Here is a 13,562-nt window from a genome sequence, read left to right on the forward strand (position 1 = left end):
GCTATTGTGGCTGCATGGCCGCTGCTGCGTATATGCCCCAGGTGAAAGGATTCCCCGAAACATTGGCCGAACAGGTGCTGGACGACGCACTGGGCAGTGGCGCAGCGGTTCCAGTATTGGCGATCAGCGGCCTGCAGGGGAGCGGCAAATCGACGCTGGCCGCGCAGGTCGTGGCCCGCGCCCAGGCACGCGGCCTGAACGCCGCCACGCTGTCGATCGACGACGTCTACCTGACCCGCGTGCAGCGCCAACGGCTTGCCCGCCAGGTGCATCCACTGCTGATCACCCGGGGCCCGCCGGGCACCCATGACCTGCCGCTGGCCCACGCAGTGCTGGATGCGGTGGCCGCGCGGCAGCCCTTCGCGATGCCGCGTTTCGACAAGCTGGCCGACGAACGCCTGCCAGAAGCGCAATGGCCGCGCCTGCACCAACCGCTGGACCTGCTGGTGTTCGAAGGCTGGTTCCTGGGCACGCCCGCGCAGGATGACGACGCGCTGGACAGCCCGTTGAACGCACTGGAACGCGAGGCCGACGCCGATGGCCGCTGGCGGCGCTGGTGCAACCAGGCGCTGGCCCGCGACTACCCGGCGCTGTGGCAGCGCTACGACCGGCTATGGTTCCTGCAGCCGCCGGATTTCTCGGTGGTACCGCGCTGGCGCTGGCAGCAGGAGCAGAACCTGCAGGCCTTTCAGCCAGGCCGGCACGGCATGAGCCGGCCACAGCTGGAACGCTTCGTGCAGTACTACGAGCGGGTCAGCCGGCAGGCACTGCGGGCGCTGCCGGCGCTTGCCGATCACATGGTGGTCCTGGACGGCCAGCGACAGGTGCAGGACGTGCGCTGAGCACGCCTATTCCACCAGGAAGGTCACCCGCAGGTTGACCCGCCATTCGGTGATCTCGCCGCTGCCATTGGTGACCACCTTGGTCTCGTTCACCCAGGCGCCCTGGATGCCCTTGACCGTCTCGGAGACCTTCTTCAGCCCGCTGCGCACGGCGTCCTCCACGCTCTTCGGCGAGGAGGCGGTGATTTCGATGACCTTGGCGACCGTCATGGCCTGTACTCCGGCTGGCGCGGGAGACCCCGCTGGAACGCCTACCCTGACGTGAAGAACGTAAAGGCCAGGGCACGGAGGTGTTAGCATCAGAGGGCATGAATCCTGCTCCGAACCTGATCCTGATCGGCCCGATGGGCGCCGGCAAAACCTGCATCGGCCGCCGCTTGGCCGAGCGCTTCACGCTGGACTTCGTCGATGTCGACCAGGCCATCGTCGATGCCGCCGGTGCCAGCATCCCGACCATCTTCGAGCACGCCGGCGAAGCCGGTTTCCGCAACCATGAACGCGAGGCCCTGGCCCGTGTGCTGGAAGGCCGCGGCCAGCTGGTCTCCACCGGCGGCGGCGCGGTGCTGGACCCCGACAACCGTGCACTGATCGCCCGCCGCGGCTTCGTGGTCTACCTGCGGGTCAGCGTGACCGCGCAGCTGGAACGCCTGGCCCGCGACAAGGGCCGGCCGCTGCTGCAACGCCCGGACCGCGAGCAGGTGCTGCACGACCTGGCCGCACACCGCGACCCGCTATACCGCGAACTGGCCGACCTCACCCTCGATACCGACCCGTACACCGCTGCCGATGCGACTGCCCAGCTGGTGGTCAAGCTGGCCACGCAATGGCAGCGCCAGGACCTGACTGCATGACTTCCCCCGCCCTGCTGCAGGTCGCCGTTGGCGGCGACCGCCCCTACACCATCACCATCGGCGCCGGTGCCCAGGCCGATGGCGCTGCACTGGCCGCGCACGTTCGCGGCCGCCACGTGCTGCTGCTCAGCGACAGCGAAGTCGCCCCGCGCTATCTGGCGCCGGTGAAGCAGACCCTGCTGGCCGCGCGTCCCGACCTGATCATCGGCGAGCACGTGCTGGCCGCCGGTGAGGCCTCCAAGACGCTGGCCGAATTCGGCCGCGCGATCGAAGCGCTTGCGGCGCTCGGCGCCACGCGCGACGCCTGTGTCTTCGCCCTCGGCGGCGGCGTGGTCGGTGACCTTGCCGGATTTGCCGCGGCCTGCTGGATGCGCGGCGTGGACTGCGTGCAGCTGCCGACCACCCTGCTGGCGATGGTCGATTCGTCGGTGGGCGGCAAGACCGCCGTCGACATCCCGGCCGGCAAGAACCTGGTCGGCGCCTTCCATCCGCCGCGTGCGGTCATCGCAGATACCCGCGTGCTGGCCACCCTGCCGCCGCGCGAACTGCGTGCAGGCCTGGCCGAAGTGGTGAAGTACGGTGCGCTGGGCGACGCGGTGTTCTTCGAATGGCTGCAGCAGCATGCCGATGCGCTGGTCGCCGGTGAAGACCACGTGCTTTCCGAAGCCATCGCGCGCAGCTGCCGGCACAAGGCCGCCATCGTCGAGCGCGATCCGTTCGAGAAGGGCGAACGTGCCCTGCTCAACCTCGGGCATACCTTCGGCCATGCCATCGAAACCGAGCAGGGCTACTCGGCTCCAGGCCGCGATGCGCTGAACCATGGCGAGGCGGTGGCGGTGGGCATGGTGCTGGCGGCGAAGCTGTCCACCGACCTCGGCCTGGCCGACGATGCCGACCGCGCTCGCCTGCAGGCACTGTTGGAACGCCTCGGCCTGCCGGTGGCGATCCCGGCCGGGCTGGACCCGCAGGCCCTGCTCGGCCGCATGCGCCTGGACAAGAAGAACGTGGCCGGCCGCCTGCGCCTGGTGCTGTGGCGCGGCATGGGCCGCGCCGAAGTGGTGCCGGACGTCGATGAGGCGGCGGTACTGAAGGTGCTGTCAGCCAGGTAGAGCCGGCCGCTGGCCGGCTCCTCCATGCATGAAGTTGCCGGCCAGCGGCCGGCACTACCACGTTGCGGCAGGGGTCACCCCTGCCCCGCTACAATCGGCGCCATGCACGTCTACCTGCAACATCCCGACGCCGGTGCGCAGGCACCGCGTTTCCTGCGCCTGAGCCTGCAGCCGGACCTGTTCGGCGGCTGGGAGCTGCTGCGCGAGAGCGGCCGCGTCGGCAGCCGCTCGCAGTTGCGGCGCGAGCTGTTCCTGCAGGCCGACGACGCCCGCCACGCCTTCGAGAAGGCCCGCGATGCCGAACTGCATCGCGGCTTCCAGATCCTTTCGCACGGCGGCTGACGCCGCTGCTCCTCCCGTCCAAGGAATGCCCATCGTGACCAGCCCTCTCCGCAACGATCGCCTGCTGCGCGCCCTGCGCCGCGAACCGGTGGACTGCACCCCCGTCTGGCTGATGCGCCAGGCCGGCCGCTACCTGCCGGAATACCGCGCGACCCGGGCCAAGGCCGGTAGCTTCCTGGCCATGGCCAAGACCCCGGAGATCGCCTGCGAAGTCACCCTGCAGCCGCTGCGCCGGTTCCCCCTGGACGCAGCCATCCTGTTCTCGGACATCCTCACCATTCCCGATGCGATGGGCCTGGAGCTGTACTTCGTCGAAGGCGAAGGCCCGAAGTTCCGCCATCCGGTGCGTGATGAAGCGGCCATCGCCAAGCTGGCGGTGCCGGACATGGAGCAGGACCTGGGCTACGTGATGGATGCGGTACGCCTGATCCGCCGCGAGCTGGACGGCCAGGTGCCGCTGATCGGCTTCTCCGGCAGCCCCTGGACGCTGGCCTGCTACATGGTGGAAGGCGGCGGCAGCAAGGATTTCGCACGCATCAAGGCGATGGCGCTGAACCATCCGCAGGCGCTGCACCGCCTGCTGGAGGTCACCACCGAAGCGGTGATCGCCTACCTCGGTGCGCAACGCGCGGCCGGTGCGCAGGCGCTGCAGGTGTTCGACACCTGGGGTGGCGTGCTGTCCCCGGCGATGTACCGCGAGTTCTCGCTGCGTTACCTGCAGCGGATTGCACAGGGCCTGGATCGCGGCGAAGGCAGCGAGCGCACGCCGCTGATCCTGTTCGGCAAGGGCACCGGCCTGCACCTGGAAGCACTGTCGCAGACCGGCGCCGATGCACTTGGCCTGGACTGGACGCTGGACCTGGACGAAGCAATGCGCCGCACCGGTGGTCGCGTCGCGCTGCAGGGCAACCTCGACCCGACCACGCTGTACGCCTCGCCGGATGCGATCGCCACTGCCGCAGCGCGCGTGCTCGACACCTATGCCGCCGGCAACGGCGGCTCGCGCGAAGGCCATGTGTTCAACCTCGGCCACGGCATGTCGCCGGACATGGACCCGGCGCATGTGCAGGTCCTGGTCGACGCGGTGCACGCGCACAGCCAACGCTGAGCATTCCGCATGCCATCACGGCGCGATGTTGATCGCGCCGTGACCCGCAGTGCGCGATCATGGCGGCCCCCACGCTGCACCGGCCACACCCCATGTCCACATCGCCATCGACCTACAACCGCCAGCGTCCCCTGCTGTGGCTGGTGTCCCTGGCGATCTTCATGCAGATGCTGGACTCGACCATCGTCAACACGGCGCTGCCAGCGATGGCGGCCAGCCTGGGCGAGAGCCCGCTGCAGATGCAGTCGGTGGTGTTCAGCTATGCGCTGGCGGTCGCCACCTTCATTCCCGCCTCGGGCTGGATCGCCGACCGCTATGGCACCCGGCGCACCTTCCTGGTGGCGATCATCCTGTTCACCCTCGGCTCGCTGGCCTGCGCGTTGGCCCAGCACCTGCACCAGCTGGTCGGCGCGCGCGTGCTGCAGGGCATCGGCGGTGCGATGCTGCTGCCGGTCGGTCGGCTGGCGGTGATGCGCTCGGTGCCGCGCGAGGATTTCCTGCGCGCGATGAGCTTCATCGCCATCCCCGCGCTGGTCGGCCCGCTGATCGGCCCGACGCTGGGCGGCTGGCTGGTCGAGATCGCCTCATGGCACTGGGTGTTCCTGATCAACCTGCCGATCGGCGTGATCGGTTTCATCGCCGCGATGAAGATCATGCCCGACCATTACGCCAGCCATCGCACCCGTTTCGACCTGCGCGGCTACATCATGCTGGCCTTTGCGATGGTGGTGCTGTCGCTGGCCTTGGACGGCATCTCCGGACTCGGCACCCCACACGCGCTGGTGATGCTGATGACGGTCGCGGGCCTGGCTGCGCTGGTGGGCTACTGGCTGCATGCCGCCAATTCCACCGCACCCTTGTTCTCGCTGGCCCTGTTCCGCGTACCCAGCTACCGCATCGGCATCCTCGGCAACCTGTTCTCGCGCATCGGCAGCAGTGCCATGCCGATGCTGATCCCGCTGCTGCTGCAGGTCGGCCTCGGCCTCGGCCCGATGAACGCCGGCCTGATGATGGTGCCCGTAGCGGCGGCTGGCATGGTGTCGAAGAAACTGGCAGTGAAGCTAGTCGAACGTTACGGCTACCGCCGCGTGCTGATGACCAACACCGTGCTGGTGGGGCTGGCAATGGCCAGCTTCATCCTGATGACACCTGGCCAGCACTTGGCCTGGCGCCTGGTGCAGCTTGCGTTCTTCGGCGCGGTCAATTCACTGCAGTTCACCGTGATGAACACCGTGACGCTGCGCGACCTTGACCGCGAATTCGCCAGTTCCGGCAACAGCCTGCTGTCGATGGTGATGATGCTGGCCGCCGGTTTCGGCGCCGCGGCGGCCGGCAGCCTGCTGGCCGCGTTCGGCAATCACCTGGACAGCAACAGCGCGACCGCCGCGCTGCATGCCACATTCCTGTGCGTGGGCGCGATCACCCTGACCTCGACGATGATCTTCTGGCAGCTGCCTGACACCAAGCCCGAACCGCGGCAGGTCGAGCACGTCGCGGAGTGAGGATGGTTCGGCAGGGCCTGCGGCCCTGCCCCCGCAGAGGCCGAAGCAACAGCAACAGCGAGCATTCAGTGGGTGGTGGGCCGGTGTGGGCTTGCAGGACACGCCGTAAACCCCCAGACCGGCCCAGCCGCTGGCGGCTGTGCGTTCGGGCGCTTGCGAAGCAGTGCTTCGCAAGCAAAGCGCCCTCACCCATGGTGGGCTCGATGGCGCCATCCATGGCGCCAACGGTCCTGCAAGCCCACACCGCCCCACCTCTGACAGATTTTCGCGATTGGGTAGATCCACGCCGTGCGTGGATGAACGTCCATTGACATCGAATAGGTCGAATTGAAATCGAAATGCATCCACGCATGGCGTGGATCTACTGCAGATCGCAGAATTCTGTAGAAGGCGGGGTGGGTCCGGTTGCGGGAGTGTCCGCGGCATGGATGCCGCGGCCAAGCCCCCAGGGACGGGTTTACGGCGTCTCCCGCAACCGGACCCACCCCGCCATCCCACGGAATGCAGGCTTTTGACGTTGATCCGGCGGGTGCAGGGCTGCAGGCCCTGCAGAACCTACCTACCCATGACCCTGGCGATCGCTTCCACCAACAGCTCACCAGTCACCGGCTTGCGCAGGAAGCCGCCAATGCCGGCTGCTTCCACCTGCTGCTGCAGGTCCGGATCGGTCCGCGCGGTCACCGCCAGCAGCGGCAGCATGTAGCCCTGGTTGCGCAGGTGCTGGGCCAGCTCGAAACCGCTCAGGCCCGGCAGGTCCAGATCCAGCAGGCCGACGTCGAAATCGCCGGCACTGACCTCGCGCAGCGCCGCCAGCGCATGGCCGGCATGCACCACCTCGTGGCCGCGTGCGCTCAACAGGCCACGCACCACGTCGGCCACGGTGGCATCGTCCTCGACCAGCAGCACCCGCAGCGGCGGCATGTTCGCCGCTTCGTCGCGATGCCCCTCGGCCGATGCCTCGGCATCGCTGTTCACCACCAGCGGCAACGGCAAGGTCACGCCGAAACAGGTGCCCCGACCCAGCTGGCTCTCCACCTGGATCCGCCCCTGCATCGCATGCGCCAGCTCGCGGCAGATCGCCAGACCGAGGCCACTGCCACCGTACTGCGCGGCGGTACGTGCACCATCGGCCTGCTCGAAGCGGCGGAACAGGCGCTGCTGTTGTTCCTGGCTGATGCCCGGGCCGGTATCGCGCACCTCGAAGTGCAGCGCACGCAGCTCGCCATCGCAACGTGCATGCAGGGTGATAGTGCCGCGGCTGGTGAATTTCACTGCGTTCGACAGCAGGTTGAGCAGGATCTGCCGCACGCGCATGGCATCACCGGTCGCCTGCAGGCCCGCAGGCAGCTGGTTGTCGAGGACGAAGCGCAGGCCCTTCTGTGCAGCCAGCGGGCCCATCAGCGCCGCCAGATCCTGCAACAGGCCATTCAACGCAAACGACTGCGACTGCAGTTCCAGGCGCCCGGACTCGATCCGCGCCAGGTCCAGCGCATCGTTGACCAGGTGCAGCAGGTGCTCGCCAGCATGCCGGATCGACTGCGTGTAGCCACGCTGCTGCGGGTCCAGTGGCGAGGCAAGCAGCAGCTCGCTCATGCCCAGCACGCCGGTCATCGGCGTGCGGATCTCATGGCCAAGGTTGGCCAGGAAGCGGGTCTTGGCCGCCGACGCCTGCTCGGCCAGTTCCTGCTTGTGCAGCGCCAGCTGGTAGGCGTGCCGCCGCTGCAGGCGGCGTCGGTACAGCCAGGCAAACCAGCTGGTCAGCAGCAACCCGACCGACGCCAGCACCAGCAGGCCGGACAGGCTGCGCCACCACGGCGGCTGCACGCGGAATTCCAGGCTCTGCACCCGCGACCACACGTGGTCGGCCGACCGGGCCTGTACTTCCAGCCGGTAGCTGCCCGGCGCCAGGCGCGAGAACAGGCGCTCGCCGGCCGGGCCGACTTCGACCCAATCGGGGTCGTAGCCGGCCAGGCGGTAGCGGTACGTATTGGACGCCGAGTCGGCGAAGGACAGCAATCGCGCGACGATGCGCAGGTCGCGGTCGCCATCGGCGATCTGCAACGGCGCATCGTGGGTCATGTCCAGCACCTGCTCGTTGCGGCGCACTTCCACCCGCTCGATCACCAGCGGGGCGCGACGGACCGAAGGCCGTACCTGCTCCGGGTCGAACACCACCGCGCCCGCTGCCGTTCCGGCCACCAGGTGGCCATCGGCCGCTGCGATCAAGGTGTGCTCGCGGAATTCCTGGCTTGGCAGGCCGTCGTGCACGCCGTACAGGCGCACGCTCTGCCCATCGGCACTGACACGTACCAGGCCGCGTGCGCTGGTCGCCCAGGCCACGCCCTGCGCATCCACCACCAGGCCGGAGGCGGAGATCGCCGGATAGCCCTGTTCGGCACCGACCACCGCCTGCCGTTCCAGGCGTCCCTGGCTCCAGCGGTAACGGGACAGGCGACCATCCTCGGACAACCAGACCTGGCCGTCACGGCCCACATGCAACGCATGGATCGCCGTTGCCGGCGCACCCGGCACCGGCTGGAAGCGCTCGCTTTCCGGCAGCCACTGCAGCAGGCCACGGCTGCTGGCCAGCCAGATGTGGTCCTGCGGACCGCATTCCACATCGAGGTTGAGCTGGCCCTGCTGCAGGCCGCGCTGGCCATTGTCCAGCTGGCGCCGCACCTGGCCGTCGAGGTCGCGCTGCTGCACGCCTGCGGGCAGCATCAACCAGAGGCTGTCGCCGTCGCAGGTCATCATCGCTTCGACCACCCCTTCCATCGCCGCATCTGCACCGGCATCACGGCCCCAACGACGCAGTTCGCGCCGTTGCGGGTCGTAGCGCACCAGCGCATCGGTCGATCCAATCCAGACCTGGCCACGCCGGTCCTCACGCACCGAGGTCAACCAGTGCATGCCGTTGACCCAGGTGCGATGCTGCTCGATCCTGCCGGTCTTCGGATCGAAGCGGTCCAGCGCGCCATGGCTGCCCACCGTCCAGACGCCGCCGTTGCTGGAGGGGCTGGTACCCAGCACGAGCGCATTGCGCAGCGAGCTGGGGTCGTCCTCCAGGCGCGACAGCACCGAGAACTGCCACCAGCGTGGCAGCAGGTGCCACAGCCCAGCATTGGTGCTGGCCAACCAGATGCCACCTTCGCGGTCCTCGTAGGCACCGGTCCAGTTCGGCCGTACCGGACCGCGCGCGATCGCGCTGTACAGCGGCACGGTCTGGTACTGGCCATCGACCGCACGCCCCAGCCCGGTGCGTGTATCCAGCCAGTGCCCGCCCTGCTCATCGCGCAGCATCATGCCCAGCACCTGCTCGCCCGGCGGCAGCTTCCACGGGGGGGCTTCGAAGCGGCCATCCGGGCGGCGCACGGTGGCGCCGGCCATCGTGCTGATCCACAGGCTGCCATCCGGTTCGGCGGTCAGTCCGTTGATCAGAAGGCTGGGGATGATGTCCGTACCGACACGCTCGAAGTCGGTCCCGGTCCAGCGCGCCACGCCATGCTTGGTGCCGATCCACAGGCTGCCATCGGCCAGCGTGGCCAGGTAGGGCACCGACGACGAAGGCAGGCTGCGCGGATTGTTCGGCTCGGGCAGGAAGCGCTGCAGGCGATCCTGGCTGTCCAGGCGGTACAGGCCGCCTTCGTGGGTACCGAACCAGATCGAGCCATCAGGCGTGCTGGCCAGGCTCCAGACCGTGTTGGTACCCATCAACGGCTGGCTGCTGCGGTCGTAGAAGTGCAACTGGCGGCGGTCGGCCGACATGCGCACCAGGCCGGCGTTCTCGGTGCCTATCCACAACTGGTTGCGGGCATCGACCAGCACCGTCCAGATGCGGTTGTCACGCAGTCCATCCTCGGAACGCCACACGCGGTAGGTGCGGCCGTCATAGCGGGCCAGGCCATCGTTGGTGGCGATCCACAGGTAACCGTAGCGATCCTCGGCCATGCGGTTGACGGTATTGGACGGCAGGCCATCGAACACCGTCACCTGCCGCGGGCTCGGAGGCACCGGCTGTGCCGCAGCGGGCAACGCGCAGCACAGGAGGACCAGCAGCAGCATCGCCGCCCGCAGATACACCACCGATTGCCTCCTCACGCTGGTCCTGATGATTCCCGCGCTGCGGGCGTCGGCATGGTAAACCGAAAGTCGCGCCGTTCACGCCCGGCGTCGGCGTCGTCACGCAGTCGCCTGTCGTTTCGCACGCGCCTGGGCGATGGCCGTCACCAGCAGGTCACCGGTCACCGGCTTGCGCAGGAAGCCATCGAAGCCTGCGGCCAGCACCTGGGTTTCGGCATAGGCATCGGAACGGGCGGTCACCGCCACCAGCGGCAGTTCATAGCCCATGGTGCGCAGCTGGCGGGCGATGGCCGTACCGTCCAGCGCGGGCAGATCGAGATCGAGCAGGCCGACGTCGAAACCATCGGTGGCGATCTCCGACAGCGCGCCCAGGCCATGCAGCACGTGGACCACCTCATGCCCGCGCACGCGCAGCAGGCCGGCGATGACCTCGGCCACCGTGGCATCGTCCTCGACCAGCAGGATGCGCAGCGGCGGCAGTTCCGGCAGGGCCGCCACGTCGCCCGCTTCGCTGGCGGCCTGGCGCGTCCAGGGCAGGGGCAGGCGCACGCGGAACCGCGCGCCCTTGCCAGGCTGGCTGTCCACTTCGATGCGCCCCCCCATCGCCACCGCCAGTTCCTGGCAGATCGCCAGCCCCAGACCACTGCCGCCGTAGCGCGACGCGGTACGCGGGCCGTCGGCCTGTTCGAAACGATGGAACAGGCGCTGCTGCTGCTCGGCGTTGATGCCCGGGCCGCTGTCATGGACTTCGAAACACAGGCCGCCCTTTTCTTCCAGGCGTACGGCCAGGCCGACGTGGCCGCGCTCGGTGAATTTGATCGCGTTGCCGAGCAGATTCAGCAGGATCTGGCGCACGCGCATCTCGTCGCCACTGACACTGATCGGCCCGGGCGGGTCTTCGCCGCGCTGGAACACCAGCTGGCGTTGCTGCGCCATCGGCTGCATCAGGCCCTGCACCTGGTCCAGCAGCTCCCCCAGATCAAACGGGCGCAGGTCCAGCTCCAGCCGCCCGGCTTCGATCCGGGCCAGGTCCAGGGCATCATTGACCAGCCGCAGCAGATGGCTGCCGGCCTGCTGGATGGACCCGGCGTAGCCGCGCTGCACCGGATCCAGCGGAGTCGCCAGCAGCAGTTCGCTCATGCCCAGCACGCCGGTCATCGGCGTGCGGACTTCGTGGCCCAGCGTAGCCAGGAAACGGCTCTTGGCCTGCGAGGCCTGCTCGGCCAACTGCTGCTTGTGCACCGTCAGCTGCCATTGCTGGCGGCGGCGCAGCCGCGCGCGGATCGACCAGACCAGAACCACCAGCAGCAACGACCCCAGCAGGATGTAGCCGAATATCGCCATGCCGCTGCGCCACCACGGCGGCAGCACCTTCACCTGCAACTGCTGCGAAGGTGTCCACGCGCCCCGGGCAGTCGCGGCCTGCACCTCGATGACATAGCGGCCGGTCGGCAGCCGCGACAGGGTGCGCTGGCCATCGCCCCCCTGCTCCACCCAGTCCTGGTCGTAACCCTGCACGCGGAAGCGATACCGGTTGCCCTGCGGGCTGGCATAGGAAAGCAGCCGCGCATCGATCTGCAGATCGCGGTCGTCCGGTCCCAGCAGCAGGGTGCCGGTGAGCGGCAGCGGTTGCCAGCCGCGTGCGTCGTCGCGCCGCACCCGCACTTCGGCGATCACCAGCGATGAAGGCGGCAGCACGGTGTCGTCGGCATTCACATCAAAGGCGACCAGGCCGGTCTGGGTAACCGCCAACACGCGGCCATCGGCGTTCACCGCAGGTGGCCGACCGGTGAACTCGGCATCGGACAGGCCATCGCGTTCGTTGAACTGTTGCAGGCGCCGCGTCTTCGGGTCCCACCGCAGCAGGCCGCGCGGCGTCGTGGCCCACAGCTGGCCATTGTCGGCTAGCGCCAGCCCCCCCATGGTCACCGGCGGCACGCCCGCACTGCCGTCGATGCGCTGTATCAGGCGCAGGCTCATGCCATCCCACTGGTAGCGCTCGAAGGCGCCTTGGCGCGCCAGCCACAACTGCTGCGGATCGATCCATGCCAGATCGTAGATCGGGCCGCGCGAAACGCCGGGCACTGGCTCGAAGCGTCCGGCCTGCTCACGCCAGATGCCCATGTCGCCCATCACCCAGGGCCGGCCGTGGGCGTCGAAGCGGATCTGCTCGATCGGCGCATCGGCCGTCCCGCGGAAATGTTCCAGCGGATGACTGTGCAGCAGCCGGCCCTCTGCATCGCGCTGCTGCAGGTCCAGGCCCATCACCGACACCCACACCGTGCCATCAGGGGCCTGCCGCATCAGGTCGATGCGCTGGCGCAGGTCGGCACTGCCATCGATCCGCAGATCACGCAATGCGCCGGTGGCCGGATCGTAGACGCTGATGCGGCCGCCGCGTCCCAGCCACAGGCGACCATCCGGGCGCGGCAGCACCGACCACACCACGCCGTTGCCGAGCTGCCGGTCGCTGGCCAGCAGGCGCAGGGTGCCCTGCGCATCGAGCTGGTACACCCCTCGCGCCGAGCCGACGTAGTAGTTCTTCCCGTCGCTGGCCGCGCTCAACAGGTACTGGCTGTCCAGCGGCTTGTCGTCGAGCTGGTTCCAGATCGAGAAGCGCCGCCAGTCCGGTGGCAGATAGGCCAGGCCCTGGGTCAGCAACGCCACCCACAGTCCGCCCTCGTGGTCCTGCAGCAGGTCAAGCACGCCGCTGTGCGCGGTCAGGAAGCCGCTGCCGCGGTCCCCCTCCAGCCGGCGCAACGCCGCCGCATCCCCTCGCAACAGGCCATCGGAGGTACCCGCCCAGTAGCCCCCCTGGCGATCGGCCAGGACCAGGGCCGACCGCAGCTGGGCACTGTCGGCCCATCGCGGGCGACTGACCCGGTCCTGCCCATCGATGCGGTAGAGGCCATCGTTCTGGCTGCCTACCCAGATCGAACCGTCTGCATCACGGCTCAACCGGAGCACGCTCAGCCTCCCCAGTTCCCGCGCGGCCACCGGCTCGAAGCCGCTGCCGTTCCAACGCGCCACACCGGCTTCGGTGCCGACCCACAGGCGGCCCCGCGCGTCGACCAGGCTGGTGAAGATGCTGTTGCTGGGCAGGCCACCCGGGCGCGCGGGATCATGGGTGTAGAGGCGCACACTGCCGTCTTCGCCGAAACGGCAGACGCCATGGTTGTTGGTCCCGATCCACAAGGCGTCGTCGACATAGGCCAGTGCCCAGAACTGCCCCTGGCAGGTGGAATTGACCGTATCGAAGGTCTGGAAGCGCTCGCGGTCGGCATCCAGGCGTGCCACGCCCTTGCCATTGATGCCCACCCAGACCCGGTCCAGCGGGTCGATCAGCAGGGTCTCGATCTCGTTGCCAGGCAACGAGCCCGGCTGTTCCGGGTCGTGCTCCCAGACCCGCAGGCTGTTGCCGTCATAGCGGGCGAGTCCACCATCGGTGGCGGCCCAGACGTGGCCCTGGCGATCCTCGGCCAGCGCCACCACCATGCGAGACGGCAAGCCTTCGGCGGCACCGAAGCGGCGCAGGCGTGGTGTTTCTGCCATGTCCAGGGTCGCAGCCGCCGTGGCCATCGCCACCAGCAGCAGCAGTCCCATACCTGCGATGCCACGGCACCACAGGCGCCAACCGCTCGTCATCCTGAACCCCCTGTCCTGCGCCGATTGTCACACAGGGCCGGGGTCATGGCTGCAACAGCCTGTTTCCAGCGGCGGCACCACCA

The 13,562-nt window shown here is 68.6% G+C and carries 9 protein-coding genes; 6 read left to right on the top strand and 3 right to left on the bottom strand.

Annotated features, from left to right (window positions below; all coding sequences use genetic code 11):
* The first annotated feature begins 14 nt into the window (after positions 1-14).
* Positions 15-842: a kinase gene (locus ACSYHF_RS15175; protein ID WP_134955616.1), complete on the top strand. Its 828-nt coding sequence runs from the start codon at positions 15-17 to the stop codon at positions 840-842.
* Positions 843-848: 6 nt separating this feature from the next.
* Here ACSYHF_RS15175 and ACSYHF_RS15180 read toward each other — a convergent pair whose 3' ends face one another.
* Positions 849-1,052, bottom strand: a complete 204-nt coding sequence (locus ACSYHF_RS15180) for a dodecin family protein (protein WP_005410663.1) — start codon at positions 1,050-1,052, stop codon at positions 849-851.
* Between the two features lie 98 nt (positions 1,053-1,150).
* Between ACSYHF_RS15180 and ACSYHF_RS15185 the strand changes: the two genes are divergently transcribed.
* The 5 genes from ACSYHF_RS15185 to mdtD all read left to right on the top strand — a co-directional run bounded on the left by ACSYHF_RS15185 (position 1,151) and on the right by mdtD (position 5,754).
* Positions 1,151-1,693, top strand: a complete 543-nt coding sequence (locus ACSYHF_RS15185) for a shikimate kinase (RefSeq protein WP_005418375.1) — start codon at positions 1,151-1,153, stop codon at positions 1,691-1,693.
* Positions 1,690-2,802, top strand: coding sequence for a 3-dehydroquinate synthase (gene aroB / locus ACSYHF_RS15190; protein ID WP_005418377.1), 1,113 nt, complete (start codon positions 1,690-1,692; stop codon positions 2,800-2,802). Before ACSYHF_RS15185 ends, aroB begins: the two co-directional genes overlap by 4 nt.
* Positions 2,803-2,904: 102 nt before the next feature.
* Entirely contained in the window at positions 2,905-3,144 is a 240-nt protein-coding gene (locus ACSYHF_RS15195) for a WGR domain-containing protein (protein ID WP_005418379.1), read from the top strand.
* A gap of 25 nt (positions 3,145-3,169) precedes the next feature.
* Positions 3,170-4,252 carry a uroporphyrinogen decarboxylase gene (gene hemE, locus ACSYHF_RS15200; protein ID WP_032954409.1) on the top strand — a complete coding sequence of 361 codons (1,083 nt, stop codon included), beginning with the start codon at positions 3,170-3,172 and terminating at the stop codon, positions 4,250-4,252.
* A 92-nt stretch (positions 4,253-4,344) separates the two neighbouring features.
* Positions 4,345-5,754, top strand: a complete 1,410-nt coding sequence (mdtD, locus tag ACSYHF_RS15205; RefSeq protein WP_005418383.1) for a multidrug transporter subunit MdtD — start codon at positions 4,345-4,347, stop codon at positions 5,752-5,754.
* A 555-nt stretch (positions 5,755-6,309) separates the two neighbouring features.
* Here the strand turns inward: mdtD and ACSYHF_RS15210 are convergent.
* Both ACSYHF_RS15210 and ACSYHF_RS15215 read right to left on the bottom strand, forming a co-directional pair.
* Positions 6,310-9,837 carry an ATP-binding protein gene (locus ACSYHF_RS15210; RefSeq protein WP_447575776.1) on the bottom strand — a complete coding sequence of 1,176 codons (3,528 nt, stop codon included), beginning with the start codon at positions 9,835-9,837 and terminating at the stop codon, positions 6,310-6,312.
* A 96-nt stretch (positions 9,838-9,933) separates the two neighbouring features.
* Complete coding sequence (locus tag ACSYHF_RS15215) at positions 9,934-13,479, bottom strand: ATP-binding protein (protein ID WP_447575777.1); 3,546 nt, start codon at positions 13,477-13,479, stop codon at positions 9,934-9,936.
* Positions 13,480-13,562 lie beyond the last annotated feature (83 nt).

This window comes from Stenotrophomonas maltophilia group sp. P373, from assembly GCF_053295075.1.